Origin of the sequence: Nonomuraea sp. GTA35 (genome assembly GCF_041950525.1) — a bacterium.
Lineage (GTDB): Bacteria > Actinomycetota > Actinomycetes > Streptosporangiales > Streptosporangiaceae > Nonomuraea.
In genome coordinates this window covers 315221-340375 of the sequence record NZ_JBGNUV010000005.1, presented here as the reverse complement: position 1 = coordinate 340375, position 25155 = coordinate 315221, and the positions used below count along the sequence as shown (strand labels likewise).

Annotated in this window: 28 protein-coding genes; 15 read left to right on the top strand and 13 right to left on the bottom strand. The window is 71.8% G+C overall.

Features of this window, described 5'->3' with window-relative positions; all coding sequences use genetic code 11:
* Positions 1-149 precede the first annotated feature (149 nt).
* Positions 150-398, top strand: a complete 249-nt coding sequence (locus ACBJ32_RS24830) for a hypothetical protein (protein WP_375128728.1) — start codon at positions 150-152, stop codon at positions 396-398.
* Here ACBJ32_RS24830 and ACBJ32_RS24825 read toward each other — a convergent pair.
* From ACBJ32_RS24825 to ACBJ32_RS24815, 3 genes are read right to left on the bottom strand one after another with little or no spacing between them, the layout of a single operon-like run.
* Positions 358-1548, bottom strand: a complete 1191-nt coding sequence (locus ACBJ32_RS24825) for a response regulator (protein WP_375128727.1) — start codon at positions 1546-1548, stop codon at positions 358-360. The two genes, ACBJ32_RS24830 and ACBJ32_RS24825, sit on opposite strands and share 41 nt — an antisense overlap.
* Positions 1549-1588: 40 nt before the next feature.
* On the bottom strand, positions 1589-2995 hold the full coding sequence (locus ACBJ32_RS24820) for a sensor histidine kinase (protein ID WP_375128726.1): 1407 nt from the start codon (positions 2993-2995) through the stop codon (positions 1589-1591).
* Positions 2995-3483 (bottom strand): hypothetical protein, encoded by a 489-nt coding sequence (locus ACBJ32_RS24815; protein ID WP_375128725.1) that lies wholly within the window; start codon positions 3481-3483, stop codon positions 2995-2997. Before ACBJ32_RS24815 ends, ACBJ32_RS24820 begins: the two co-directional genes overlap by 1 nt.
* 185 nt (positions 3484-3668) lie before the next feature.
* Here ACBJ32_RS24815 and ACBJ32_RS24810 point away from each other — a divergent pair, with 185 nt between their 5' ends.
* Positions 3669-4292 (top strand): MOSC domain-containing protein, encoded by a 624-nt coding sequence (locus tag ACBJ32_RS24810; protein ID WP_375128724.1) that lies wholly within the window; start codon positions 3669-3671, stop codon positions 4290-4292.
* A 172-nt stretch (positions 4293-4464) separates the two neighbouring features.
* Here the strand turns inward: ACBJ32_RS24810 and ACBJ32_RS24805 are convergent, their stop codons facing one another.
* Positions 4465-5712 carry a glycoside hydrolase family 18 protein gene (locus tag ACBJ32_RS24805; protein ID WP_375128723.1) on the bottom strand — a complete coding sequence of 416 codons (1248 nt, stop codon included), beginning with the start codon at positions 5710-5712 and terminating at the stop codon, positions 4465-4467.
* A gap of 46 nt (positions 5713-5758) precedes the next feature.
* Positions 5759-6997, bottom strand: a complete 1239-nt coding sequence (locus ACBJ32_RS24800; RefSeq protein ID WP_375128722.1) for a styrene monooxygenase/indole monooxygenase family protein — start codon at positions 6995-6997, stop codon at positions 5759-5761.
* Positions 6998-7091: 94 nt separating this feature from the next.
* Here ACBJ32_RS24800 and hemW point away from each other — a divergent pair, with 94 nt between their 5' ends.
* The gene (hemW, locus tag ACBJ32_RS24795; protein ID WP_375128721.1) at positions 7092-8312 is read left to right on the top strand and encodes a radical SAM family heme chaperone HemW; all 1221 of its coding nucleotides are present in this window, start codon (positions 7092-7094) and stop codon (positions 8310-8312) included.
* Here the strand turns inward: hemW and ACBJ32_RS24790 are convergent.
* From ACBJ32_RS24790 to ACBJ32_RS24780, 3 genes are read right to left on the bottom strand one after another with little or no spacing between them, the layout of a single operon-like run.
* Positions 8309-9253 (bottom strand): DUF4870 domain-containing protein, encoded by a 945-nt coding sequence (locus ACBJ32_RS24790; protein ID WP_375128720.1) that lies wholly within the window; start codon positions 9251-9253, stop codon positions 8309-8311. The two genes, hemW and ACBJ32_RS24790, sit on opposite strands and share 4 nt — an antisense overlap.
* A complete protein-coding gene (locus ACBJ32_RS24785) occupies positions 9250-10059 on the bottom strand; it encodes a DUF3097 domain-containing protein (RefSeq protein WP_375128719.1) in 810 nt (269 codons plus the stop codon). Before ACBJ32_RS24785 ends, ACBJ32_RS24790 begins: the two co-directional genes overlap by 4 nt.
* A 17-nt stretch (positions 10060-10076) precedes the next feature.
* On the bottom strand, positions 10077-10610 hold the full coding sequence (locus ACBJ32_RS24780; RefSeq protein WP_375128718.1) for a hypothetical protein: 534 nt from the start codon (positions 10608-10610) through the stop codon (positions 10077-10079).
* A 462-nt stretch (positions 10611-11072) separates the two neighbouring features.
* Between ACBJ32_RS24780 and hrcA the strand changes: the two genes are divergently transcribed.
* Genes hrcA through ACBJ32_RS24765 form a run of 3 tightly spaced genes read left to right on the top strand, consistent with a single transcriptional unit; the run spans position 11073 to position 13959 of the window.
* Entirely contained in the window at positions 11073-12086 is a 1014-nt protein-coding gene (gene hrcA / locus ACBJ32_RS24775) for a heat-inducible transcriptional repressor HrcA (protein ID WP_375128717.1), read from the top strand.
* 11 nt (positions 12087-12097) lie between these two features.
* Complete coding sequence (dnaJ, locus tag ACBJ32_RS24770; RefSeq protein ID WP_375128716.1) at positions 12098-13237, top strand: molecular chaperone DnaJ; 1140 nt, start codon at positions 12098-12100, stop codon at positions 13235-13237.
* Positions 13234-13959 (top strand): 16S rRNA (uracil(1498)-N(3))-methyltransferase, encoded by a 726-nt coding sequence (locus ACBJ32_RS24765; protein ID WP_375128715.1) that lies wholly within the window; start codon positions 13234-13236, stop codon positions 13957-13959. The genes dnaJ and ACBJ32_RS24765 overlap by 4 nt, the downstream gene beginning before the upstream one ends.
* Positions 13960-13967: 8 nt before the next feature.
* Here the strand turns inward: ACBJ32_RS24765 and ACBJ32_RS24760 are convergent, their stop codons facing one another.
* Together ACBJ32_RS24760 and ACBJ32_RS24755 are read right to left on the bottom strand one after the other, a co-directional pair.
* Positions 13968-14627, bottom strand: coding sequence for a hypothetical protein (locus ACBJ32_RS24760; protein ID WP_375128714.1), 660 nt, complete (start codon positions 14625-14627; stop codon positions 13968-13970).
* Positions 14624-15136, bottom strand: a complete 513-nt coding sequence (locus ACBJ32_RS24755; protein WP_185112522.1) for a SigE family RNA polymerase sigma factor — start codon at positions 15134-15136, stop codon at positions 14624-14626. Before ACBJ32_RS24755 ends, ACBJ32_RS24760 begins: the two co-directional genes overlap by 4 nt.
* Positions 15137-15413: 277 nt before the next feature.
* Here ACBJ32_RS24755 and ACBJ32_RS24750 point away from each other — a divergent pair, with 277 nt between their 5' ends.
* The 9 genes from ACBJ32_RS24750 (at position 15414) to ACBJ32_RS24710 (ending at position 23114) form a co-directional block, all read left to right on the top strand.
* Positions 15414-15758, top strand: coding sequence for a histidine triad nucleotide-binding protein (locus tag ACBJ32_RS24750; protein WP_375128713.1), 345 nt, complete (start codon positions 15414-15416; stop codon positions 15756-15758).
* 117 nt (positions 15759-15875) lie between these two features.
* A complete protein-coding gene (locus ACBJ32_RS24745; RefSeq protein ID WP_375128712.1) occupies positions 15876-16919 on the top strand; it encodes a PhoH family protein in 1044 nt (347 codons plus the stop codon).
* A complete protein-coding gene (ybeY, locus tag ACBJ32_RS24740) occupies positions 16916-17392 on the top strand; it encodes an rRNA maturation RNase YbeY (RefSeq protein ID WP_080041940.1) in 477 nt (158 codons plus the stop codon). Before ACBJ32_RS24745 ends, ybeY begins: the two co-directional genes overlap by 4 nt.
* Positions 17389-18684 carry a hemolysin family protein gene (locus ACBJ32_RS24735; protein ID WP_357870580.1) on the top strand — a complete coding sequence of 432 codons (1296 nt, stop codon included), beginning with the start codon at positions 17389-17391 and terminating at the stop codon, positions 18682-18684. The genes ybeY and ACBJ32_RS24735 overlap by 4 nt, the downstream gene beginning before the upstream one ends.
* 327 nt (positions 18685-19011) lie before the next feature.
* A complete protein-coding gene (locus ACBJ32_RS24730) occupies positions 19012-19644 on the top strand; it encodes a hypothetical protein (protein ID WP_375128711.1) in 633 nt (210 codons plus the stop codon).
* 9 nt (positions 19645-19653) lie between these two features.
* Positions 19654-19965, top strand: a complete 312-nt coding sequence (locus ACBJ32_RS24725; RefSeq protein ID WP_357870586.1) for a cytidine deaminase — start codon at positions 19654-19656, stop codon at positions 19963-19965.
* An 8-nt stretch (positions 19966-19973) separates the two neighbouring features.
* A complete protein-coding gene (locus ACBJ32_RS24720) occupies positions 19974-20450 on the top strand; it encodes an NUDIX domain-containing protein (RefSeq protein ID WP_357870588.1) in 477 nt (158 codons plus the stop codon).
* Between the two features lie 17 nt (positions 20451-20467).
* Complete coding sequence (era, locus tag ACBJ32_RS24715) at positions 20468-21376, top strand: GTPase Era (protein WP_375128710.1); 909 nt, start codon at positions 20468-20470, stop codon at positions 21374-21376.
* Between the two features lie 64 nt (positions 21377-21440).
* On the top strand, positions 21441-23114 hold the full coding sequence (locus ACBJ32_RS24710; protein WP_375128709.1) for a DUF4328 domain-containing protein: 1674 nt from the start codon (positions 21441-21443) through the stop codon (positions 23112-23114).
* A 6-nt stretch (positions 23115-23120) separates the two neighbouring features.
* Here the strand turns inward: ACBJ32_RS24710 and ACBJ32_RS24705 are convergent, their stop codons facing one another.
* From ACBJ32_RS24705 to ureG, 3 genes are read right to left on the bottom strand one after another with little or no spacing between them, the layout of a single operon-like run.
* Positions 23121-23594, bottom strand: coding sequence for a hypothetical protein (locus ACBJ32_RS24705; RefSeq protein WP_375128708.1), 474 nt, complete (start codon positions 23592-23594; stop codon positions 23121-23123).
* A 4-nt stretch (positions 23595-23598) separates the two neighbouring features.
* Complete coding sequence (locus ACBJ32_RS24700) at positions 23599-24471, bottom strand: urease accessory protein UreD (RefSeq protein WP_375128707.1); 873 nt, start codon at positions 24469-24471, stop codon at positions 23599-23601.
* Positions 24471-25145, bottom strand: a complete 675-nt coding sequence (gene ureG, locus ACBJ32_RS24695) for an urease accessory protein UreG (RefSeq protein ID WP_375128706.1) — start codon at positions 25143-25145, stop codon at positions 24471-24473. The genes ACBJ32_RS24700 and ureG overlap by 1 nt, the downstream gene beginning before the upstream one ends.
* Between the last annotated feature and the right edge of the window lie 10 nt (positions 25146-25155).

Here is a 25155-nt window from a genome sequence, read left to right as displayed (position 1 = left end):
CAAGCCCGAGGACGCAAGGGATTCTGTCGGTGCCACCGTCTACCTTCTGTACCCGAACACCTGTGCGACTGGAGGGTGACGTGATTGCTTCTGAGCGATTCGAGCGTGCCGCGGTGCTGGGGGTGGCTGTGGCTGAGGAGGCTCGGCGGTTGCTGAGGCGCCATTTGGAGGACGGCGAGGAGGGCGCCGACGGCACGGTCCTGGTCGATGTGCCCTACCCCGACGCGGCTGTCGTGACGGCGCTGCTCGACGTGGCGGCCGAGTGCTTCGGCGAGCGCGGGAGCTCGGTGGAGGAGACCCGGCAGGCGGCGTTGGAGACGTTGTTACAGCTCGCAGGCTTCGACGAGGAGTCCCAGCTCAACCGGGGTGCGCCAGGCCGTGACGAAAGGCGTAGGTGACCGCCTGGGCCCGGTCCCGCAGGTGCGCCTTGGCGAAGAGGTTATTGATGTGGGTCTTGACGGTCGCCTCGGAGATGTAGAGGCGGGCGGCGATCTCCGCGTTCGACAGGCCCTCGGCGATGAGGCGCAGCACCTCGGTCTCACGCGGCGTCAGGCCGTGGGGCGGCCGGCTCCCCTCGTGGGGCGGCCGGTTCCTCTTGCCGGGTGACCGGTTCCCCTCGTCGGGTGACCGGCTCCCCTCGTCGGACGGCCGGCTCGCTGTGTCGGACGACCGGCCAGGGCTGTCCTGCGGTCGGTTCGTCCCGCCGGACGCCTGGCTGTCGCCGCCGGGCAACGGGCTCCTCCGGACGGGTGGTCGGCTGTGGCTGTCGGGCAGCCGGCGAAGCTCGGTGGGCGGCTGGTCGCGCCCGCCGGCCCCGTGGTCCTGGACGTGCGGCGTGGCGGCCCAGCGGCCCCTGTCGGCCTCACGGTCCTGCGCGTGTGGCGCGGTCGTCCCAACGCTCCTGCGGGTCTCGCGGTTCTGGGCGTGCGGAGCGGCTGCCTGATCGCGTCCCGCCACGGGCGCGGGGGTGTTCCCGCCCGCCTCGGCGGTGCGCGATCCGGTGGTGCCCGCCTGGCTGCCGACGGTGTCGTTGTGACGTGGGCCGGCGGCAGGAGGGGGTGGTGAGGTGGGTGCGGTGCCCGGTGTGGCAGAGGTGGCCGGTGCCGATGGGGTGGTGGTTGTGGCCGGGGGAGGGGGCATGGTGTCGAGGAGGCGGCGTTGCACCGTGGGGTCGAGCTGGGCGTCACCGCGCATCACCGTGGCCACGGCCGAGGCGATGTCGTCGGCGTCGGCGTCCTTGGTGAGGAAGCCACGAGCGCCCGCGCGCAGTGCGGCGAAGACCGACTCGTCGTCCGAGTACGTGGTGAGCACGACGACCTGGGTGTCCGGGTACGCGGCGCGGATGCGGCCGGTGGCCTCCACCCCGCCCATGCGGGGCATGCGCAGGTCCATGAGCACCACGTCCGGCCGCTCGGCTTCGACCATGCGCAGCGCCGCCTCGCCGTCGCCCGCCGAGCCGACCACCTCGATCCCCGGCAGCAGGCCGAGCAGCAGCACCAGCCCCTCACGCACCACGGCCTGGTCATCCACCACGACCACCCTGGTCATCCGTGCGACCTCCTGCGCTTCGAGGGGACGTCGGCAAGGCTCATGCCGGAACCCTGAGATGGACGAGGAAACCGCCGTCATCCCGTTCCCCGGCGGTCAGCGTGCCACCGAGGAGCTCGGCGCGTTCCCGCATCCCCAGGAGGCCGTACCCGCCCCCAGGCGTGCCCTTGAGGTCGTGACGACCATCTCCGGACATGCCCTTGAGGCTGTGCCGGCCCCCGGGCGGGCCGGATGCGCCCTGGCCGCCATGCAGGCCGTCGCCGTCCTCAAGCGTGCCCTTGAGGTCGTGACCGCCTTCAGGTGTGCCTTTCTGGGCGGAGGCGGGGTTCGTGATGCTTAGGTCGCAGCGGCCGGGGGCGAAGGTCAGCGTGACGTGGGCCGGGCTGCCGGGGGCGTGGCGGCGGACGTTCGTGAGGGCCTCCTGGGCGGTGCGCAGGAGGGCGAGCTCCGTTTCCGGGGCGAGGCGCTGCTCGGGGCCCGAGATGCGGAGCGTGCAGGGCTGGTGGGTGGCGGTCTCGAAGTCGGCGGCGAGCGTGCGCAGGGCCACGGGCGGGGCAGGCGGGTCCTCGCGGAGGGCCGAGACCGCGCGCCTGGCCTCCTCCAGGCCCGTCTTGGCCAGGTCGCGGGCGTGGGTGACGCGGTCGAGGGCCTCGGCTGTACGTTCCGCGCGCAGCAGCAGCTTGGCACCCTCCAGGTGGACGAGCTGGGCGGAGAGCGAGTGGGCGAGGATGTCGTGGATCTCCCTGGCGATCCTGGCTCTCTCCGCCAGCACGGCCTCCCTCGCCTCGGCGGCCCTGGCGGCCTTGCGTTGCTTCGCCGCGTACGTGATCAGGAAGATCAGGCAGACGCCGAGGACGAAGGGGAGGACGTCGGCCGGGCCGCCGGCGAGCTCACCCGCCACGACGAGCCCCGCGACGGCCAGGAGCCCGACGGCGATCGCCTGGCGCAACGGCAGGCGGCTCGCCGCCAGGCTGACGCAGACGAGCAGGACGCCGATCGTCACCCCGCTGTGCGTGATCGAGTTGAGCGCGATGGACAGGGCCACCGCCAGGCCGAGGGAGATCAGCGTGACGGGCTGCGGCATCCCGCTCAGCGACTCGATCCCCTTCCACCAGGCGTTCCGGCGGCGTGTGCGCGGGGTCGTCGCGCCGGCGGAACGTGGCCGCACGGCGGCGCCGATCGAGTCCGGGCGTGCGGCGGTGGCGGCGCCGGCGTCTGGGCGCGGGGTGGCGCGGTCGATGGCGGGTGGGGAACTCGTGGATTCCGCACGGAGCGACGGCAGCAGGGGGACGAGCAGGGCGAGGGACAGCGCGAGGGTCAGGATGGTGACGGCCAGGGCGGTGCCGGTGAGGCCGGGTGCGGGGGTCGCCCGCACCTGGGCCACGATCAGCAGCACGACCACACCCAGCCGCAGGGCATGGGGAACGACTCTGGGCAGGTCACGCATCACCCCACGAAAGTATCCGGTTGCCTGCCGGCGCCGGTAAGCGCACGGCCCCTGCGGGCGACGAGGTAGGACTGGATGCCGATGGTGAGACCGAGGAACAGCAGGACGCTGCCGGCGGAGACGGTCAGGCCGGCGGCGGCGCCGGCGAAGTAGAGCCCGGCGCGGGTCGCCATCGAGGCCAGCCACGCCAGCAGGGTCCAGCCTGTGGCCTTCGACCAGGAGACGCCGGCGGAGTCGACCCAGACGCGTACGGTCCTCGCGCGCCAGAAGCCGAGCGCCAAGGCGGCCACGGCCTCCACGGCGAGGAGGGTCACGCTGAGGGCGAGGTGTTCAGGGTCGAAGAGCCCGCCCGTGACGAGGCCGAGGACGACCATGGCGGCGGCCGCGTAGAGGGCCGAGGTCCCTTCGGCCGGGCGGGTGCGGAGCTGGCGGTAGAGGACGAACGCGACGGCGAGGAGGACGAGCAGGGAGATTTGCAGAGTTTCCACGAGGCTTGACCGTAGGGAGACGGCTGCCGGACTGGATCGGCCTGCGGGTTGAGGAGGTGGAATGTCAACCTCCGTGTGGATTCTCCACCTGAGGGTCGATTGTCCACCCTGGGGTGGAGGGCGGCGCAGGGCCTCTTCGAATATCGGTTCGCTTCTGTGAAGAATGTTCAGTTATCTTCCCATTTATGCGCATTCTCTCCGTGAACGTGGGCACAGCGTGCGACGCCGAGTGGGCGGGGAGCCTGAGACGTACGGCGATCGACAAGCATGCGGTCGGGCACCGGGTCGCCGTGCGGGACAACGGGCTGGACGGGGACGAGCGAGCCGACCAGAAGCACCACGGCTCACCGGATTCCGCCGTCTACTCCTACGCCAGGGAGGACTACGACTGGTGGGAGCGGGAGCTCGGGAGGGAACTGCGTGACGGCCGGTTCGGGGAGAACCTGACCACCTCGGGGATCGACGTCAACGGGGCTCTGGTCGGCGAGCGGTGGCGGGTGGGCAGCGCCCTGCTGGAGGTGACCGGGCCGAGGACGCCGTGCGTGGTGTTCCGCAACTGGATGGACGAGCCCGGCTGGGTCAAGCGGTTCACGCAGGCGGGGCGGCCAGGGGCGTACCTGCGGGTGGTCGAGCTCGGTGAGCTCGGGGCGGGGGACGAGGTGGAGATCGTCTCGCGGCCCGTGGTGGGGGTGAGCGTGGCCGACTGGTTTCAGGCCCGTAACGGGGATCGGGACGCGCTGCGCCGCATCCTGGACGTGCCCGGACATGACGCCAAATGGGATGCGATGGCCGAGCGAGTCTTCGGCTGAGGTGAGGGCGGGCGGCCGCCCAGAGTGGTGAGCGGGTCCTTGGGTGGGCCGGTGCCCGGGCTCCCCGGGCGAGGTGCGTGGCCGGGGTTCCCCGGTGGGATGCGTCCGGGGTTCACCGGGCGGGGTGGTTGGCCGGGCGGGTGGACGGGACGTGCCGCGCCCGGCCAGGTCGTCAGCGCAGGACCGAGTACAGCGCCGAGGTGAGTGAGGCCTTGGCGTCGTCCTGGTCGATGGACCACATCATCGAGCCGCCGAGCCCCTTGAGCCGGATGTAGGCCGCCTTCTGCACCAGCACCGCCGGATCGTCGTACGACCAGAACTCGTTCCCGTCGTACAGCCACATGGCCCCGGTGCGCAGGTCGCGATGGCGCTTGCCGGGCTTGGACACCAGGTCCTTGTAGTCCTCGGTCCCCGGCGCCCACTTGCCGGGCGCGGGCCCCGTGGCCGGCTTGTAGAGGCCGTCCCCGCCGCCGGTCACGCCCGTCCAGCCCTGGCCGTACGCGGGCACGCCGACCACGAGCTTGCGGGCGGGCGCGCCGCGCGAGAGGTAGTCGCGCACGGTCTGGTCCACGCTGTAGCGGATCGGGTTCGGGTCGCGGCGGTCGGTGAAGAGGTTGCCGTTGTGCCCGGTCTGCGGCTCCCACGTGCCGTGCAGGTCGTAGCCCTGCACGGTGGCGAAGTCGAGCTGCCTGAAGACGTCGCGTACCTCGAACCCGGCGTCGATCTTGGCGGCGGCGGCCGGGAGGAAGGCGGTGAGCTGCGCCAAGGAGGAGTAGGCGCGCAGCTGCGCGCGCAGCTCGCGCACGAACAGCGTGAAGTTCCGCCTGTCCTCGGGCCGGATGACGTTGCCCTCGGCCCCGGCCGAGCCCGGCCACTCCCAGTCCAGGTCGATCCCGTCGAACACGCCCGCGCCCGCGCCCGGCTCGAGCCCGGGCAGGTTGCCGCGCAGCCACAGGTCGATGCACGACCCGGCGAGCGCGGCGCGGGACTCGGGGGTGAGGACGGCGTCGGAGAAGTGCTTGGAGCCGGTCCAGCCGCCCAGCGAGATCATCACCTTGAGGCCGGGGTGCTTGGCCTTGAGCTTGCGGAGCTGGTTGAGGTTGCCGTTGAGCGCCTGCCCCGGCGCGTCCGCGACCCCGTCCACGCTCTGCTCCGCCGGCACCGGCCGCTGCCAGTCGGCCCACGGGTCGGACGAGTAGCAGGCGCCTTCGGCGTTGACGAAGCCGAACGCGTAGTTGAGGTGGGTGAGCTTGGCCGCGGCACCCGTGACGTCGACGTCCTTGACGTGGTAGTCGCGGCCGTAGACGCCCCACTGGATGAAGTACGCGACCCGCTTGAAGCCGGTGCGGGCCTCGGCGGGCACGGCGAACGCCGTGAGGCCGAGTAAGAGCGACAGTGCGATCAGGATCTTCTTCTTCACGAGCGGCTCCCGGGTCGCGCGCTTTTATAGGAAACTTTCCTATAAATTAGTCGCGATCGTAGAGCGGCTGCCCGCCCCCGTCAACGATCCGCGCGACCTCCTCCGGGCTCGACAGCACCCCCCACGCGTACGGGGGATCGGAGAACAGCGACAGCACCAGATCGGCGAGGTCCTGCCTGCCGGCGGCCGCCACGAGCAGCTTCACGACGTGCTCGGGCGGCGGCCGCAGGAACGCGTTCGTCCAGTCGGTGACCGGCTTGCCGGCCGCCCACATGCGCTCCGCCGTGGCCCTGGCGAAGGCGGCGTCGTACGGGCCGCCCGCCGCGATGGCCTCGGCCGCGATCCACGCGCACCTGGAGCCCAGGTTCGCGCCCTGGCCGGTGATCGGGTCGTTGACGATCCAGGCGTCGCCGATGGCCAGCGCGATGCGGCCGCTCGGCAGCTCGGCCACCGGCCGGCGTACCGTGGGCGTGACCGCGCCCCGCAGCAGGTCGTCCGGACCGAGCAGCTCGAACGCCGCCGGATCCGCCCCCTCGGCCAGGCGCGGCGCGTGCTCGCGCAGCAGCCCGAGCAGCGTGGCGGCGACCTCGTCCCCGGGCACGCGGGTGATCGGCTCCAGCGGGCCTCCGGGGATCGCCTCGACGAGGACGGCCGAGACGACGCCCTCGCGGGTCAGCATCGGAGCTCGCAGGATCTCGCCCGCGCCGCCGGAGATGTTGTACGAGAACACGGCCTCGAGGTCGAGTCCCCGATACAGCCCGGCGGCCAGCAGCCGCTGCGGCCTGTCGTACGGGGAGAGCGCGGCGTCGCGCGGGAACAGCTCGGTCACCGAGCGCCTGCCCGCCGCCACCACCATCAGCTCGTGCCGCTCCGACCAGCGATCCACCAGCGCCGCGTCCGGAGCGGAGCCGGACACGACGAGCTCGCCGCCGCGCCCGGCGTAGTCGTCCATGAACGCGGGCAGCAGCAGCCGCAGGTCCACCGCGTGGAACGGCTCGGCGGTGCCGGCCGTGAACTCCAGCGGCGGCTCCCCCTTGATCGACAGCATGGCCCTGTTCATGAGGCAGGCGGGGTCCCGGTAGTGCTCGCTGCCCAGCTCCCGCTCCCGTGCCCGCGTGTGCCCCATGCGGACCACCGTGGCCGGTAACCGCCCCTTGCGCAGGGTGTCGGCGTCACTCTCGCAGTAGAGCGTCGTCCCGACGCCGAGCTGCTGCAGCCGCAGAGCGAGGGTGAGCCCCGAGATCCCCGCCCCGACGATGCCGATGCCCGTGCCCGTGCCTGCCATGATGGTCCCCTCTCGTGACTGGTAGAGCTTCAGCGCAACGCGCCGGGCCTGTAGCCGGATCGGAGCACTCCCGGGAGCCGGGCAAACTGGAGGCGTGCCATCCACCCTGCCTGACGGCGATCCCGCGCCCACCTCGGGCGAGCTGCCCGACAGCGCCCTGCGCGGCCTCGGCGAGCGCCCGTTCGGCTTCTACGTGCACGTGCCGTTCTGCGTGACGCGCTGCGGCTACTGCGACTTCAACACCTACACCGCCGCCGAGCTGGGGCCCGGCGCCTCCCACCGCGACTACGCCGACACGGTGGTGGAGGAGATCCGCCTCGCGCGCCGCGTCCTGGGCGAGGCCGACCTGCCGGTGGAGACGGTGTTCTTCGGGGGTGGGACGCCCACGCTGCTGCCGCCGGAAGACCTGGCCAGGATCCTGGCCGCGATCGGCTCCGAGTTCGGGCTGCGGCCGGGGGCCGAGGTCACCACGGAGGCCAACCCCGAGTCCGTCGACCCCTCCTACCTGGAGAAACTGCGTCACGGCGGCTTCAACAGGGTCAGCTTCGGCATGCAGAGCGCGCGCGAGCACGTGCTGCGGGTGCTCGACCGCCGGCACACGCCCGGCCGGGCCGCGGCGGCCGTACGCGAGGCCAGGCAGGCCGGGTTCGACCACGTCAACCTCGACCTGATCTACAGCACGCCGGGCGAGACCGACGACGACTGGCGGGCCTCCCTGTCCGCGGCGATCGAGGCGGGGCCGGACCACGTGTCGGCGTACTCGCTGATCGTCGAGGAGGGCACCAGGCTGGCGGCCCGCATCCGGCGCGGCGAGCTGCCCATGCCCGACGACGACGTGGCCGCCGACCGCTACCTGATCGCCGACGAGCTGCTGGCGGAGGCCGGGTTCCGCTGGTACGAGGTGTCCAACTGGGCCCTCTCCGACGAGGCCCGCTGCCGGCACAATCTGCTCTACTGGACCGGCGGCGACTGGTGGGCGGCCGGCCCCGGCGCCCACAGCCACGTCGGCGGCACCCGCTGGTGGAACGTCAAGCATCCCGCCGCCTACGCCCAGCGGCTGGCCGCCGGCGCCTCGCCCGCCCACGCCCGCGAGGTGCTCGCCCAGGACGACCGCGACGCCGAGCGGCTGATGCTGGAGCTCCGGCTGGACTCCGGCTACCCGCTGGCCGACGTGGCGCCGGCCGCGCGCACCACCGTGGCCGGCGCGCTGGCCCGCGGGCTGCTGGAGCCGGAGGCGTTCAAGCGGGGGCGGCTGGTGCTGACCCTGCGGGGGCGGCTGCTGGCGGACGCACTCGTCCGGGATCTCCTGGTCTAGGTGATCATCCGGATGGAGAACGGGTAGCGGTAGCGCTCGCCCTTGTTGGTGGCCATCGCCGCCTGGATGTGGAAGATCAGTGACAGGATCCAGATGACCGGCAGCAGCGCGATGCCGATGAACACGATCGTCAGGATGCCCGAGACGAGGTAGCCGATGAACATCGTGATCTGGAAGTTGAGCGCTTCCGCCGCCTGGTCCCTGACGTACGGGGACTCGTCCTTCTTCATCAGGTAGATGATCAGCGGGCCGATCCACGAGACCAGCAGGCCCAGGAGATGGGACAGCATGGCCATCTGGGTGTCGTCGGTCCCGGGGCGGGGGCCGAACCTGCCCGGAATGTACGGCTCGCCCCGGCCAGGGGCGTAGCCGTAGCCGGGTGGTTGGTTCGGCGGCGGGGCATAACCCCCGGGCGGCGCGTAACCACCAGGCGGCGCGTGCCCCCCAGGAGGGGCGTAACCACCAGGCGGGGCGTGCCCCCCAGGAGCGGCGTAACCACCAGGAGGGGGATAGCCGCCAGGAGGGGGATGGCCACCGGGCGGCGGGTAGCCACCGGGCGGCGGGTAGCCACCGGGCGGCCCGGAGTCCGGGGCGGAGCCGGGCTGCTGCCCGTACGGGGCCTGCCGGCCGAAGTCCGGCGCCGAGCCGGGCTGCTGCCCGTAGGGAGCCTGCGGCCCGGAGAAGGGGCCCTGAGCCCCTGAGGAAGGGCCCTGCGGACCGGAGGAGGGACCCTGCGGCCCGTAACCCGGCTGCGAGGCGGGCTGCTGTTCGTAACCCGGCTGTCGGGGAGCGGGCTGCCCGCCGTGGCCCGGCTGTGAGGCGGGCTGCCCGCCGGCAGCCGGGTACCGGGGGCCGGAGCCCTGGGCCGGCGGAAGGTCCGCGGGGGTGACCTTGCGCGTGGCGTCGTCGTCGGGCGGCGGCTGGGTCGGGTCCTGGCTCATGGTGCCTCCGTAACGAAGTCGATCAGTTCCTCGACCCGGCCGAGCAGCTCCGGCTCCAGGTCCGTGTACGTCGAGACGGCGCCGAGAATCCGCCGCCACGCCTGCGCCGGCTCCATCCGCCAGCCGAGCGCGGCGATGACGCCTTCCTTCCACGGCACTCCACGCGGCACCTCGGGCCAGGCGGGGATGCGCAGCACGGACGGCTTGACCGCCTGCCAGATGTCGATGTACGGATGCCCCACCACGAGCACGTCCGGCGAGGTGATCTCGGCGGCGATCCTGCTCTCCTTGGAGCCGGGCACCAGGTGGTCGACCAGCACGCCCAGCCGGCGCCCCGGCTCGGGGCCGAACTCCGCCACGATGGCCGGCAGGTCGTCCACGCCCTCCAGGTACTCGACCACGACCCCCTCGACCCGCAGGTCATGACCCCAGATCTTCTCCACGAGGGCGGCGTCGTGCACGCCCTCCACGTAGATCCGGCTCTGCCTGGCGACCCTGGCGCGCAGCCCCTCCACCGCGATCGAGCCCGACGCGCTGCGCCTGGCCCCGGCCGCGGGGGCCGCCGCCGGCCGGACCAGGGTCACGGGCTTGCCCTCCAGCAGGAAGGCGGCCGGCGCGAGCGGGAACAGGCGTCGCCTGCCGAACCGGTCCTCCAGCGTGACGGCCTCCTTGTCGCAGGCCACCACGGCGCCGCAGAAGCCGCTGTCGGCGTCCTCGACGACGAGGTCCAGCTCGGCGGGCACTTTCGGGATCTTCCCCTTGCCCGGCCGCCGCCAATTTCCCGCCAGCACATCGCCCTCGTACACACGGGGACCGTAGCAAATCACCCGCTGACCGCAAGGCGCTTGCGGGCACCGCTGCGCCGGACCAGGACGGTGATGGTGCCGCCGATCGCGACGAGCAGCCCGGCTCCCGGGATCAGGAACAGGGCGGCGAGCCCGCCGGTGATGCCGCCCACGGCGGAGAAGGTGTCGCGGCCCACGCCGTACCGGACGGCGGCCTGCTCCTGGTTGGTGCAGGTGAGCTGGTAGTCGCCCTTGGCCGGCGCGTTGATCACGAGGAACTGCTCCCACACGGCGCCCCCCGCCGTGACCTTCTGGGAGCCCGGGGTCCTGGCGAGCCTGGCCTGCCCGGGGCCGCCGGTGATGGAGCAGTCGTAGCTGACCGGGGTGTCGCTGGCGATGTACACGCCGGGCTTGCGGGCCGGGTCGATCGGCACCGTGACGCTCTCCCCGGACGCGAACGTCCTGGTCGGGGCGAGATCCGACACGCTGCTGACGACGCCGCCGGTGAACATGAGCGCCCCGGCCACCCCGCACGCCAGGAACACGCCCCAGACCACCGCGAGCCACCACAAGCTGGGCTTTATGGCTTTGGAGTCGATTCGTGGCGGAAATTGGGCTTGTTGGCCGTATTGTCCGTACTGAGGTGGCGGGCCGAACTGGGTGGCCTCACCGTACTGCGGCGGGACCGGCCCGGGCTGCGGCTGTCCGGACGGCGGCTGCCAGTACGGAGGTGGCGGCGCCTGGCCGGAACCCGGCTGTGACCCCGGCTGCGACCCCGGCTGCGGGCCGTACTGGTCAGGACGCTGTGGCTGACCGTGGTAAGGACCCTGCCCGGGCGGGGGGCCGTACGACGGGGGCCGGGAATCGTCGGTCATAGGGGCAAGTGTGAGGCCTGTCGCTTCCAAGAAGCTAGAAGCAGGATGTGGGACGCGGTGTTATCGCACCTTGTGGGCGAGAGCCGTACACTTGGCACTCGGGAACACAGAGTGCTAGACCTCGCGTTCCTGATATGGACAGAGGCAGGAGGTGAGCACGTGCTCGACGATCGGAAACTGGCGGTGCTCCGCGCCATTGTCGAAGACTACGTGTCCACCAACGAACCGGTGGGCTCCAAGGCGCTTGCCGAGCGCCACAACCTGAAGGTCTCCCCGGCGACGGTCAGGAACGACATGGCCGCGCTGGAGGAGGAGGGCTACATCACCCAGCCGCACACCAGCGCGGGCCGCGTGCCGACGGACAAGGGCTACCGCCTGTTCGTCGACCGGCTCTCCCAGGTCAAGCCGCTCTCGGGAGCCGAGCGCAGGGCGATCGAGACCTTCCTGGCCGGCGCGGTCGACCTCGACGACGTGGTGACCCGCACGGTCCGGCTGCTCGCGCAGCTGACCAGGCAGGTGGCGGTCGTGCAGTATCCGACGCTGAACCGTTCGACCGTCCGGCACGTCGAGCTGGTCCCGCTGAACGACCGGCGGGTCATGTTCGTGCTGATCACCAACACCGGTCGCGTCGAGCAGCGCGTGGTCGAGCTGCCCGAGGCGATCGACGACACGCGGATCGCGCACCTGCGCGCCGTGCTCAACGCCTGCCTCGACGGCTGCGGCCTGAGCAGCGTGCCCGAGCTGGTCGCCGACCTGCCCGAGCGGCTGGCTCCGGAAGACCGGCCCGCCGCGGCGACGATCCTGTCGGTGCTGCTGGAGACGCTGGTCGAGCGGCACGACGAGAAGATCGTGTTCGCCGGCGCGGCCAACCTCGCCGGCGCCGACTTCGCCACCGGCCTGCGTGACGTGCTGGAGGCGCTGGAGGAGCAGGTCGTGCTCATGCGGCTGCTCGGCGAGACGACCAACGACACCCCGTCCGCGCTCACCGTGCGCATCGGCTCGGAAAACCCGTACCTGCGGGGGACATCCATCGTCGCGACCGGATACGGTTCTGGCGACAACCAACTGGCCCGGCTCGGTGTGCTGGGGCCCACCAGGATGGACTATCCCGTGACGATGGGCGCCGTACGCGCGGTGGCACGCTACGTCAGCCAGATCCTGGCTGCATCATAAGAGGTCGATAAGTGGCAAACAGCGACTACTACGCCACCCTCGGGGTGCGCCGTGACGCAAGTCAGGATGAGATCAAGAAGGCCTACCGCCGACTCGCCCGCGAGCTGCACCCCGACGTGAACCCCGATCCTGAGACCCAGGAGCGGTTCAAGGAGATCACGCAGGCCTACGAGGTGCTGTCCGACCCGAACAAGCGCCAGATGTACGACCTGGGTGGCGACCCGTTCGGTGGCGCGGGAGCGGCGGCGGGCGCCGGCGGCTTCGGCGCGGGCTTCCCGTTCAGCGACATCATGGACGCCTTCTTCGGCACCGCGACCGGCGCCAGGGGGCCGCGTTCGCGTGCCCGCAGGGGCCGCAACGCCACCATCCGGGTGGAGCTCGACCTGCGCGAGACCGCGTTCGGCACCACCCGCGAGCTGGTCGTCGACACAGCCGTGCTGTGCGAGGTGTGCCACGGGGCCGGCGCCGCACCGGGCACCCACCCCGACACCTGCGACATGTGCAACGGGCGCGGCGAGATCTCCCAGGTCACCCGCTCGTTCCTGGGCCAGGTCATGACCTCGCGCCCGTGCCCGCAGTGCGGGGGCTTCGGCACGATCATCCGCCACCCCTGCCAGGAGTGCTCCGGCGACGGCCGCGTACGCACCCGCCGCACGATCAAGGTCCGCATCCCGGCGGGCGTCGAGGACGGCACCCACATCCAGCTCGCCGGCGAGGGCGAGGTCGGCCCCGGCGGCGGCCCGCCCGGAGACCTGTTCCTGGAGATCGTCGAGCGCAACCACGAGATCTTCGAGCGGCGCGGTGACGACCTCCACTGCACCGTCCAGATCCCGATGACGGCCGCCGCGCTCGGCACCATCCTCACGGTCGAGACGCTCGACGGCGCCGAAGAGGTGGACGTCCGTCCCGGCACGCAGTCCGGGCAGGTCATCACCATGTACGGCCGCGGCGTGCAGCGGCTCAACGAGTCCGGCAGGGGCGACCTGCTGATCCACGTCAACGTCGAGACCCCGTCCCGCCTCGACACCGCGCAGGAGGAGCTGCTGCGCGAGCTGGCCAAGCAGCGGGGCGAGGAGCGGCCGCCGGGCAAGTTCGCGCCGGGGCAGCAGGGCTTCTTCTCCCGGCTGCGCGACGCCTTCAACGGCCGGTGACGGTCCCGGTCTTCCTCGCTCAGGGTCTCGACGGCCCTGAGCTGACCCTCGGCGGGCCCGAGGGGCGGCACGCGGCCTCCGTGCGCCGCCTGCGGCCCGGCGAGCGGGTCGACCTGACCGACGGCGCCGGCGCGGTGGCCGAGTGCGTCGTGCGCGAGACGCTGAAGGACGCGCTCCGCCTCGACGTGCTGCGCCGCTACGACGTCGAGGCGCCCAGCCCCAGGCTCGTCGTCGTCCAGGGACTGCCCAAGGGCGACAGGGGCGAGCTGGCGGTCGAGATGATGACCGAGGCCGGGGTGGACGTCATCGTCCCGTGGGCCGCCGCGCGCAGCATCACGCAGTGGAAGGGCGACAAGGTCGCCAAGGCGCTGGGCCGCTGGCGCTCCACCGCCCGCGAGGCGGGCAAGCAGGCCCGCCGCTTCCACCTGCCCGAGGTGGCCGACCTGGCCTCCACCAAGCAGGTCGAACGGCTCCTGTCGGAGGCCGCGCTGGGGCTGGTGCTGCACGAGGAGGCGGCCGAGCCGCTGTCCGGCGTGCCGCTGCCCGCGGGCGGCGACATCGTGGTGGTCGTAGGGCCGGAGGGCGGTGTCTCCGAGGAGGAACTGGCCGGGTTCCGCGCCGCCAAGGCGACGTCGGTGCTGCTGGGGCCGACGATCCTGCGGACGTCCACGGCCGGGGTCGCCGCGGCGGCCGTGCTGCTCAGCCGTACGGGACGCTGGTAGGAGCCCGGCTAGGGCGTGGTCTGGGAGCTGTCCAGCAGGGGGCTGGCCAGCTCGGTGGGCGTCTCGGTCACCTCGTCGGGCGGCGGGCACTCCTCAGGCGGGCACGCCGAGGGCTGCCCCGTCGGCGGCTCCTCCGCTGTCGGCGTGGGCGAGGGCGAGACCTCGGGGCAGTCGGCGGGCGGCTCGGCCTGCTCGGCGAGCGGCGAGGGGCAGTCGGTCGGCGTCGGGCTGGGGGAGGGTGACGGCCTGCTGGTCGAGCCGGACTTCGGCGTGGTCCTCGGTGACGGCGGCGCCGGCGTCTCGGGCACCACGCCCAGCGGCTGCGACTGCTCGGGCGCCGGCTCCTTCGACGGCGGCGGGGGCTGCTGGGAGCGGGTGGTGGAGGAGTTGGACGGGACCTCGGTCCTGACCTCCCTGATGACCTCGATGGGCTCCTCGCGGATGACCTGGGAGCGCAGCCCGGGCACGGCCATCACGATCGCGCCCGCCACCAGGACGGCGCTGCCTGCCGCCGCGCCCACTCGCCACCAGAACAGGTTACGTACACCGCGCCGCGAGATGCGGGCACGGATGATCTCCAGTCCTTCCGGCGAGGGCACGACCGCGTCCGCCTCCGCGCGGAGCGCACGGCGCAGGAGGTCGCCGTACTCGTCGGGGGGCTGGGTCATGACATCTTCTCCAGGACCGATCGCAGGGCGGCCATGCCACGTGCTGTGTGGCTCTTGACCGCGCCCTTGCTGATCCCCATGGCGTGGGCGATCTCAGCTTCGGACAAGTCACCGTAGTAGCGTAGAACCAGTGCTTCTCTCTGTCGGGTCGGCAGGGCACGTAACGCCTCGATCACGGCGGAGCGTTCCAGCTCGCCGATCGCGCCGTTCTCGGCGCTCGGGGCGTCAGGCAAGCCCTTGGGGGCGTACTTCTCGACGACCGCGCGGTGACGCAGCACGGACCGGGACCTGTTGACGACAGATTGACGCAGGTAGGCAAGTGCCTTGTCGGGGTCGCGCAGCCTGCGCCAGGCACCATGGATGGCGACGAACGCATCCTGCACGACTTCCTCGGCTGTCGCAATGTCGCGCACCAGCAACACAGCCAGACGCACCAATGACCGAAAGTGCGCGCTGTACAGCGCGGTCACGGCCATGTCGGCATCCCACCCGACCGGCACCCCGCCCATCGACCTGTCGGCCAGAAGGGTTTCGGTGGTCACATCAGTGGGACGCGCGGCCTTCCCAGAGGGTTTACGCTCTTCCGGTTCTTGAGGTTTCCCCGGTTCGTTAGGGTGCATTACCCAGTCGTGTCCTCGCCAGGTGGCGCTCGCCCGACCCTGAATCGTCTTTTCTGCTGAAGTGTCGCACACTCACCCTAACCGGGTGGATCTTCCTACGCACGACACAGCTGATTACCGATTCGCAACGGACTTGCTGACGGCAGGGGCTCGGTAGGGTGATCGGGTGAGCGATTGTCTCTTCTGCCAAATCGTCGCCAAGGAGATTCCCGCCGAGATCGTTTATGAAACCGGCCGGACCCTGGCGTTCCGCGACATCAACCCGCAGGCGCCCACCCACGTGCTCGTCATTCCCAAGGGGCACCACGCCGACGCCGCGGCCCTCGCCCGGGCCGACGACGGCCTCGCCGACGAGGTGCTCAAGTCCGCCCACGAGGTGGCCATCATGGAAGGCGTGGCCGAAGGCGGTTACCGGATCGTGTTCAACACCGGGGCCGGCGCCGGGCAGACCGTCTTTCACGTGCACGCCCACGTCCTCGGCGGGCGCGACCTGAACTGGCCGCCGGGCTAGAACAGGGGGACGAGGGACGCGAGTGATATTGGCGAGAGCAATCGGCCTGCTCCCGGATACGATGGGCGGAGAAGAACTCCGAAAGAGACCGGGAGGCATCAGGCCGCTGGCCTGCCCATGTCCGAACTACACGAATCCCGACGCACGGCACCTCCCTCGCGGACTCAAGCGAAGGTGCTGATACCGGACGAGTACCCGATGGTCAGCCTCCTGGGCTCTCGCGACGAGCTGTTGCGTGTCATCGAGAGCGCCTTCAGGGCCGACATCCACGTGCGCGGCAACGAGATCACCGTCACCGGCAGCCCCGACGAGAGCGGCACCGTCGTGCGGCTCTTCGAAGAGCTCGTCGAGGTCCTGCGCAGCGGCGGCGAGCTCACCCCCGACGCGGTCGAGCGCAGCATCGCCATGCTCCGCATGACCTCCGACCGCCCCGCCGAGGTGCTGTCGCTCGACATCCTCTCCTCGCGGGGCCGGACGATCCGGCCGAAGACCGTCAACCAGAAGCGTTACGTCGACGCGATCGACAAGCACACGGTCGTGTTCGGCATCGGCCCGGCGGGCACCGGCAAGACGTACCTCGCGATGGCCAAGGCCGTGCGCGCGCTGCAGGAGAAGCGGGTCAACCGGATCATCCTGACCCGCCCGGCGGTCGAGGCGGGCGAGCGCCTCGGCTTCCTGCCCGGCACGCTCTACGAGAAGATCGACCCCTACCTGCGGCCGCTCTACGACGCGCTGCACGACATGGTCGACCCCGACTCCATCCCCAAGCTCATGGCGGCGGGCACGATCGAGGTCGCGCCGCTCGCGTACATGCGCGGACGCACGCTGAACGACGCCTTCATCATCCTCGACGAGGCCCAGAACTCCTCGGCCGAGCAGATGAAGATGTTCCTGACCAGGCTCGGCTTCAACTCCAAGATCGTGGTGACCGGTGACGTCACGCAGGTCGACCTGCCGTCCGGCACGGTGAGCGGGCTGAGGGTGGTGCAGGAGATCCTCGACGGCATCCCCGACATCCACTTCTCCCGGCTGACCAGCTCCGACGTCGTGCGTCACAAGCTGGTCAGCGAGATCGTCGACGCCTACGGCCGCTACGACGCCACGCGTCAGGCCGGTCAGGAGCCGAAGGCCATTCAGCAGCGGGGGAAGCGGCGGCCATGAGCATCGAGATCAACAACGAGTCCGGCGTGGGGGTCGACGAGGAGAGCATCGTCGCCCTGGCCGCTCACGTGCTCGGCGAGATGGGCATCAACCCGCTCGCCGAGCTGTCCATCGTGGTGGTCGACGAGGACGCCATGGCGGAGTTGCACGAGAAGTGGATGGGCGAGCCGGGCCCGACCGACGTGCTGGCGTTCCCGATGGACGAGCTGCGTCCCGGCGGCGGCGCGCGCGGCGAGTCCGAGGGGCCCGCCGATCCGGCGCTGCTCGGTGACGTCGTGCTCTGCCCGCAGGTCGCGGCCAGGCAGGCGGAGGAGGCCGGCCACAGCACGGCCGACGAGCTCGAGCTGCTGTGCACGCACGGCATCCTCCACCTGCTCGGTTACGATCATGCCGAGCCGGAGGAGCACAAGGAGATGTTCGGCTTGCAGTCCCGGCTCCTCGAGTCGTGGCAGGAGGTGCGCAACCCGCGGTGAACGCCTGGTTGCTGTCGGCCATCGTCCTTGTCGTCATCGGTGGCCTGATCGCCAGTGCGGAAACGGCACTGACGCGCATCTCCCGGGTGCGTGCGGAGGAGTACGCGCGCGAGGGGCGGCGCGGGTCGGCGCGGCTGCAGGCGATCGTGACCGATCCGCCGCGCTACCTGAACCTGCTCCTGCTGCTGCGGCTGAGCTGCGAGCTGGTCGCCACGGTGATCGCCACGCTGCTGTTCATCGATCTCATGCACGACCAGGGCTGGGCCTACGTGTGGGCGGCGGTCGTGATGATCGTGATCAGTTACGTGGTGGTCGGGGTCATGCCGCGTACGCTGGGCCGCCAGCACGCCGAGCCGGTGGCCCTGGCCAGCGCCCCCATCGTCTACGGCCTGACGCGCATCTTCGGCCCCCTGCCCAAGCTGCTCATCCTGCTCGGCAACGCGCTCACGCCGGGCAAGGGCTTCCGCGACGGCCCGTTCACCTCCGAGGCCGAGCTGCGTGACCTGGTGGACCTGGCCGAGGAGCGCCGGGTGATCGAGCCGGACGAGCGCGAGATGATCCACTCGGTGTTCGAGCTGGGTGACACGCTGGTGCGCGAGGTCATGGTGCCGCGTACCGACATGGTCCACATCGAGCGTGGCAAGACGATCAGCCAGGCGCTGTCGCTCGCGCTGCGCAGCGGTTTCTCCCGCATCCCGGTCGTGGGGGAGAACGAGGACGACGTCATCGGCATCGCCTACCTCAAGGACATCGCCCGCAAGATCCACGAGTCGGGCGAGGGCGGGGGCAAGGAGACGGTCGAGTCGATCATGCGGACGGCCGCGTACGTGCCGGAGAGCAAGCCCATCGACCAGCTCATGCGGGAGATGCAGGCCCGCCAGATCCACATGGCCATCGTCATCGACGAGTACGGCGGCACCGCCGGCCTGGTCACGATCGAGGACGTGCTGGAGGAGATCGTCGGCGAGATCACCGACGAGTACGACCAGGAGGCGCCCCGCGTGGAGCCGGTGCCCGACGGCGGGCTGCGGGTGACGGCCCGCATGCCGGTGGACGAGCTGGGCGAGCTGTTCGACACCGAGATCGAGGTGGACGACGTCGAGACCGTGGGCGGGTTGCTGGCCCACGCGCTCGGGCGGGTGCCGATCGCCGGATCGCAGGCGGAGGTGGCCGGGCTGTCGCTGACGGCGGAGACGCTGGCGGGGCGGCGCAACCGCATCAGCACGGTGGTGGTGCGGCGGGTCACGCCTCCCGAGGACGAGGTGGTCCCGGCCGCCGCGGAACGCGACTGATTCCACCTCGGGGACGAATCCGGTCGGAAGTCGCAAGCGTTCTACAAGTCTTCTGCAAGCCCCGTCCGGCACTGTCTAACCACGACATCCAGTGCGGTGGGTGTCACAAGGGGAGGCGTCCGAAGGCCGGGTGGGGTTCGCGGCCTGAGGATGGCGTTCCTGGGGGGACGACAGCGTCTCGGCCTGTTAGCCGGTCGTGACGCTGGTCGGCGTAAAGGGTGTTCTCGTCCGGAAAACCGGATGGGAACACCCTTTTTGCGTGTTGGTGGTCACTCCGGTGGATTGCCGCATTCGTCGGTTGGGGAGGCTGCGATCCAAGGGGGGATCATGAAACGAAAACCATGGATCATCGCTTCCGTACTCGCGACGGGCCTCCTGGCGGGATGCGGCGGAGAGGGAGCCGAGAGCTTCATCGACGCGCAGGCCATGGCGCAGTTGCGCGAAGCGCTCAGCAAGGAGCCGCCCCTGCCCGACGGCTTCACGGTCAGGCCGGAGCAGGCGTGGCGGATGCCGTTCGGGCAGGCGGACAGGAACTGCAGGGCCGTGCTGGAGCCGGCCGGCGGGCGGGCGCCCGGGCAGGCGCTGACCGCGCAGGCCGCCGTCAGCTACCACGGCGACGGGCTCGGGGAGCAGGCCGGGGTGGGCCTGGCCCGGTACGCCAACGAGGAGGCCGAGGGGCACCTCGACGCCCTGGCGGAGGCGATGGGGGCGTGCCGCTCCGTACGCACCTCCAGCGGCACCGACCTGCGGCTGCAGGAGCTGCCCGTACGGGACGCCGGGGACGAGTCCGTGGGCGCGACGCTGCGCGGGCGGCTCAACGGCTACCCCTACGCGATGGACGTCGTGCTGTCCCGCGTCGGGGACACGCTGGTGTCCGTGGTGCACACCGGCATGAACGACGTGGACCCCGCCCGTACCAGGAAGGTGGTCGAGGCGGCGATCTCCATGGTCAGCGCCTAACCTGGTTGGGTGAATCCTGAAGACAGCAAGATCATTACCCTGGCCCGCGCCGCCAGGGCGCGCAACGGCTCCGCCGAGGGGGCTGCCGTGCGCGACGAGACCGGCCGCACCTACTCCGCGACGAACGTGAGCCTGTCCGCGCTGACCCTGTCGGCCGTGCAGGTGGCCGTGGCCATGGCGATCTCCAGCGGCGCGCAGTCCCTGGAGGCCGTGGCGCTGGTGAGCGAGGGCGACCCGAGCCCCGCCGACGAGGCCGTGGCGGCCGAGCTGGGCGCCGGCAAGCTGCTCGTGGCCGGCCCCGACGGCACCCTGCGAGGCTGACCATGCCGATGTCGCCGTTTCTGGCGAGGTTGCGGGAGAAGATCGGCGGCGACCTGATCATGCTGCCTTCCGTGTCGGCGTTCGTGTTCGACGACGAGGGCCGGCTGCTGCTGGCCCGGCACGGTGACGTGGGGCTCTGGGCGGCCCCCGGCGGCGGCGTGGACCCTGACGAGCGGCCCGAGGACGCCGTGGTCAGGGAGCTGCAGGAGGAGCTCGGCGTCGACATCGAGGTGCGCGGCCTGCTCGGCGTCTACGGCGGGCCCGAGTTCCGCACCCGCTACCCCAACGGGCACGAGGTCGGTTACGTCATCGCCGCCTACTGCTGCGCCCTCGCGCCCGGCTCGGGCCTGCCCCGGCCCGACGGGGTGGAGATCAACGACTTCCGCTGGGTGTCCGAGGCGGAGCTGGCCGAGCTGGACACGACCCCCTGGACGCCCGGCGTGGCGCCCCAGGCCTTCGCGTGGTGGCGGGAACACGCTCGATGATGGGACACAATGCACATGTGACTTCGCCAGACAACCATCGCGCCGGATTCGCCTGCTTCGTGGGGAGGCCGAACGTCGGCAAGTCCACGCTGATGAACGCCCTGGTCGGCACGAAGGTGGCGATCACCTCGTCCAAACCGCAGACGACCAGGCGCGTCATCAGAGGCATCGTGCACCGCCCCGACGCCCAGCTCATCATCGTCGACACGCCCGGCCTGCACCGCCCGCGCACGCTGCTGGGCGAGCGGCTCGACAGCCTCGTGCTGTCCACGCTGACCGAGGTCGACGTGATCGGCTTCTGCGTGCCGGCCAACGAGCCCATCGGCAAGGGCGACCGGTTCATCGCCGACAAGCTGGCGGCGGTGAAGAAGACGCCCGTCATCGCCGTGGTGACCAAGTGCGACCTGGCGAGCAAGGAGCAGGTCGCCGAGCAGTTGCTGGCGGTGTCGCAGGTGGCGGAGTTCGCCGCGATCGTGCCGGTGTCGGCGCAGGCGGGCGAGCAGCTCGACGTGCTGGCCGACGTGCTGATCGAGCACCTGCCCGAGTCGCCGCCGCTCTACGAGGGCGGGCAGCTCACCGACGAGCCCGAGCAGGTGCTGGTGGGCGAGCTGATCAGGGAGGCGGCGCTGGAGGGCGTACGCGACGAGCTGCCGCACTCCATCGCCGTGGTCGTCGACGAGATGCTGCCCCGCGAGGGCCGCGACGACCTGCTCGACATCTACGCGCACATGTTCGTGGAGCGGCCGTCGCAGAAGGCGATCGTCATCGGGCACAAGGGGGAGCGGCTGCGCGAGGTGGGCACCAAGGCCCGCAAGCAGATCGAGGCGCTGATGGGCACGCGGGTCTACCTCGACCTGCGGATCAGCGTGGCCAAGGACTGGCAGCGCGACCCCAAGCAGCTGCGGCGGCTCGGGTTCTACGACTGACGCGCGCTCCTTTTTGAGATCATCGACACCGACCGGCGAAGACCCCCCAGGCGGAAGCGGTGCCATGACCAACCCCCTACGCGACGGCGACCCCACCCAGCTCGGCCCCTACCGGCTGCACGCCCGGCTGGGCGAGGGCGGCATGGGACAGGTGTTCCTGGGCCGCTCCCCGGGCGGGCGCCTGGTCGCGGTGAAGGTGGTGCGCCCCCAGCTCGCCGACGACGCGCACTTCCGGCGCCGCTTCGCCGCCGAGGTGGACGCCGCTCGCAAGGTCGGCGGCTTCTACACCGCGCAGGTCGTGGACGCCGACACCGACGCCACCCCGCCGTGGCTGGCCAGTGCCTACATTCCCGGCCCCTCCCTGCACCAGGCCGTCCACGACCACGGGCCGCTTCCGCCGGACTCGGTCGCGGTGCTGGGGGCCGGGCTGGCCGAAGGGCTCGCCGCCGTGCACGCCTGCGAGGTCGTGCACCGCGACCTCAAGCCCGCCAACGTCGTCCTCGCCGAGGACGGCCCCCGCCTGATCGACTTCGGCATCGCCCGCGCCCTGGACGCCACCAGCCACACCCAGACCTCCGCCGTGCTCGGCACCGCCGCCTACATGTCGCCGGAACAGGCCGCGGGGCAGCGGGTCGGCCCGGCCTCGGACGTGTTCTCGCTCGGCTGCGTGCTGGCCTTCGCCGCGACCGGCCGCAGCCCCTTCGGCGAGGGGCCCGTCCACGCGGTCGTCTTCCGCGTCGTGCACGCCGAGCCCGACCTGAGCGGCCTGCCGGCCCCGCTGGCCGGCCTGGTGGCGGCCTGCCTGGCCAAGGACCCCGCCGCGCGGCCCGGCCTGGAGCAGGTGCTGGGCCATCTCACCGCGCTCGCCTCGCCCGGCGGCGGACTCGGCCAGGGGCCGTGGCTGCCCGAGGCGCTCACCCACGTCATCGCCCAGCGCCGCACCCTGGCGCTGACCGCCCTCGAACCGCCGGCGGCAGGCACGGACGGCGGCGGCCCGCGAACGACGGCGCCGTCACGACTCCGGGCGCCGCAGCCCTTGCTGGCCGACGAACGCCGCCGCATGCGCGGCGCCGGCCCGCTGCACCCGGCCGCCGCCTACCAGATCGCCGTCCACGTGATGCTCGCCCTCTTCGGCCTGATCTCCGCGAGCATCGTGGCCCACCAGCTCGCGGCCTTCGACGATGTGGGGCGGATGCGACCGGAGGACACCTTCTCGGACGTCGACAACTTCCATGAGGAGCTCAGCCTCATCATGCTGGTGGCCCAGATCGTCTCCGGCGTGGGGCTGGTGGTGTGCTGGCTGCTCTGGTTCCACCGGGTGCGAGCCGTCGCCGAACGGCTCGCACCCGGGCGGCTGCGTTACCGCCCCGCCATGGCCGTGCTCGGCTGGTTCATCCCGATCGCCAACTTCTGGCTGCCGAAACAGATCGCCGACGACGTCTGGCACGCCTCCAGCCCGCCCGGACGCGCCGGCGCGATGGCCCCGGCCGGTCTGCTGCACACGTGGTGGGCCCTGTGGCTGGTCACCCTCCTGACCTGGCCGCTGTTCTGGCTCGACTGGACGGAGTACCTCATCACGGAGAGCCAGGAGATCGGCGAGGAGACCTACCGGGGGTACGAGTACATGCCGGAGGTCTGGGCCATCCTGGCCGTGCACGTCCTGGCCGTGCCGGTGGCGATCGTCACGGCCTGGTACGTACGGCGGCTGAGCGCCATGCAGGCGGCCAAGCTCGGCTGATCGCCGTCACGACCTGCGCAACAGCGCCAGGACCGACAGCACGACCAGCGCCAGCGCGCAGCCCAGCGCGGCGAACCAGCCGAACCTGAACACCGGCGCGATCGAGAGCACGTCGCCGAGCTCGAACGCGAACAGGTCGCGCAGGCCACCGCCGCCCGGCGGGTATCTCAGCACCAGCACCACCGCCGACCCGCCGGGCAGGACGCCCAGGGCGGCGAGCCTGGGATGGGACGACAGCAACCCGGCAAGGCCGCACCCCAGCGCCACCAGCCCCGCCAGCAGCGTGTAGATGCCGGAGGTGTGGTCGATGCCGCGCAGGTCGCTGGCCACCCCGGCGTCGATGAGGCTGCTCGTGGCCTGCCAGCCGCTCCACGGCAGGACGGCGCAGAACACGAGCAGGGCGCCGGCGGCGGCGACGGCCAGCGGGTAACCGCGGCGGACTCTCGGGCGGGCGGGCGTGGGCATGAGGTCGTCGGCCACACGATCACTGTATGCCGGGGACGGGCGACTCACCACCGTACGCAACGGAGTCGTCACCAAGGCGGAGTGCGGCCATGGCGGTACGCTCACCCCACTCCAGGCGGGCGCGGAGCTGGACGGCGTCGGCGGCCAGCGCCGACACCAGCGTGCCGGGGGCGGCCAGCGGGAGCACCGCGACCCCCTCGGCCACCGCCGCCTCCTTCGCCGCCGCCGTCAGGAACGTGGTGCCGACGCAGCGAGCAGGGCCGTACACGGCGGGGGAGGCGTCGAGCTCCGGGTCGCCCACCGTGAACTCCTGCCTGAGCAGCGGCAGGCCGTCGCGGGTGGCGTCGAAGCGGGCGTGGCAGCGGCCCGGGGCCTCGCCGTGGCGGCCGAAGACGATCTCCTCGCGCCAGAACACGTTCGCGTCCGCCTCCAGCGCGAGGCGTACCAGGAGGCGGTGGTCGCAGCCGGTGGCCAGCACCGTGGGCTCCGGCGCGAAGCGCAGCGTGGCGCCCGCGCCGACGCGGGCGGTGACCAGCAGCTCCGACACGCCCTCGCCGGGCAGGACCAGCGTGGCGGCCACCGAGCCCAGCTCCAGCGTGGTACGCGGGGCGATGTCCAGGTCGAGGGCCAGGCGGTCGCCGCCGAGCGGGCTGGCCGCGGTGGAGACGAGGTGGACAGTGCCCGGGCCCGTCTGCCGCAGCGTCAGCGGGGGCGCCGAGGCCAGGCGGCTGACCACGGTACGGCCGCCGGCGGCGAGGACGGTCGCCACGGCGGCGCGGGCCCGCATGGCCCGGCGGCCGTTCGCGGGCGGCCTGGCGTGGCGATCCGCGGGCATCGCGCCGCCGGCGCCGTCCGGCGCTCCGGTGCCGGGGCCGGTCGCTCGGGCGGGCATTACGAGACGGGGGCCGCGTGGGAGTGGGACCAGGCGTGCACCTGCTCGGAGACCCAGGTCGCGACCGTGGCGGCCGTGGGGTCCTGGCGGATCGAGGTGAACAGGACCGGGCGCTCGCCGCGTACGGCCGCCGCGTCGCGCGCCATCACGTCGAGGTCGGCGCCCACCATCGGGGCCAGATCGGTCTTGTTGATCACCAGCAGGTCGGCCGTGGTGACGCCGGGGCCGCCCTTGCGCGGCACCTTGTCACCGCCCGACACGTCGAGCACGAAGATCTGCCGGTCCGCCAGCCCCCGGCTGAACGTCGCCGTCAGGTTGTCGCCGCCGCTCTCCACGATCACCAGGTCCAGCGGGCCGAACCGGTGCTCCAGGGTCTCCACGGCGTCGAGGTTCGCGGCGATGTCGTCGCGGATGGCGGTGTGGGGGCAGCAGCCGGTCTCGACGGCCAGGATGCGCTCCTGGTCGAGCACGCCCGCGCGGCGCAGGAAGTCGGCGTCCTCGGTGGTGTAGATGTCGTTCGTCACCACGCCCAGGGACAACGACGGGCCCAGCGTGCGGCACAGGGCGGCCACCAGGGCCGTCTTGCCGCTGCCCACCGGGCCGCCCACGCCCAGGCGCAGCGCCCGGCCGCGGCCGTCGGGGGCGTGGTGGTGGTCGTCGTGATTGGCTCCCATGTCAGGGGTC

Coding starts and splice junctions, on each gene's coding strand:
- ACBJ32_RS24825 (WP_375128727.1), bottom strand. CDS start 1,548: ATGACCAGGGTGGTCGTGGTGGATGACCAGGCCGTGGTGCGTGAGGGG.
- ACBJ32_RS24820 (WP_375128726.1), bottom strand. CDS start 2,995: ATGCGTGACCTGCCCAGAGTCGTTCCCCATGCCCTGCGGCTGGGTGTG.
- ACBJ32_RS24810 (WP_375128724.1), top strand. CDS start 3,669: ATGCGCATTCTCTCCGTGAACGTGGGCACAGCGTGCGACGCCGAGTGG.
- ACBJ32_RS24800 (WP_375128722.1), bottom strand. CDS start 6,997: ATGGCAGGCACGGGCACGGGCATCGGCATCGTCGGGGCGGGGATCTCG.
- ACBJ32_RS24790 (WP_375128720.1), bottom strand. CDS start 9,253: ATGAGCCAGGACCCGACCCAGCCGCCGCCCGACGACGACGCCACGCGC.
- ACBJ32_RS24760 (WP_375128714.1), bottom strand. CDS start 14,627: ATGACCCAGCCCCCCGACGAGTACGGCGACCTCCTGCGCCGTGCGCTC.
- ACBJ32_RS24755 (WP_185112522.1), bottom strand. CDS start 15,136: ATGGGCGGGGTGCCGGTCGGGTGGGATGCCGACATGGCCGTGACCGCG.
- ACBJ32_RS24745 (WP_375128712.1), top strand. CDS start 15,876: ATGTCCGAACTACACGAATCCCGACGCACGGCACCTCCCTCGCGGACT.
- ybeY (WP_080041940.1), top strand. CDS start 16,916: ATGAGCATCGAGATCAACAACGAGTCCGGCGTGGGGGTCGACGAGGAG.
- ACBJ32_RS24730 (WP_375128711.1), top strand. CDS start 19,012: ATGAAACGAAAACCATGGATCATCGCTTCCGTACTCGCGACGGGCCTC.
- ACBJ32_RS24720 (WP_357870588.1), top strand. CDS start 19,974: ATGTCGCCGTTTCTGGCGAGGTTGCGGGAGAAGATCGGCGGCGACCTG.
- ACBJ32_RS24710 (WP_375128709.1), top strand. CDS start 21,441: ATGACCAACCCCCTACGCGACGGCGACCCCACCCAGCTCGGCCCCTAC.
- ACBJ32_RS24700 (WP_375128707.1), bottom strand. CDS start 24,471: ATGCCCGCCCGAGCGACCGGCCCCGGCACCGGAGCGCCGGACGGCGCC.
- ureG (WP_375128706.1), bottom strand. CDS start 25,145: ATGGGAGCCAATCACGACGACCACCACCACGCCCCCGACGGCCGCGGC.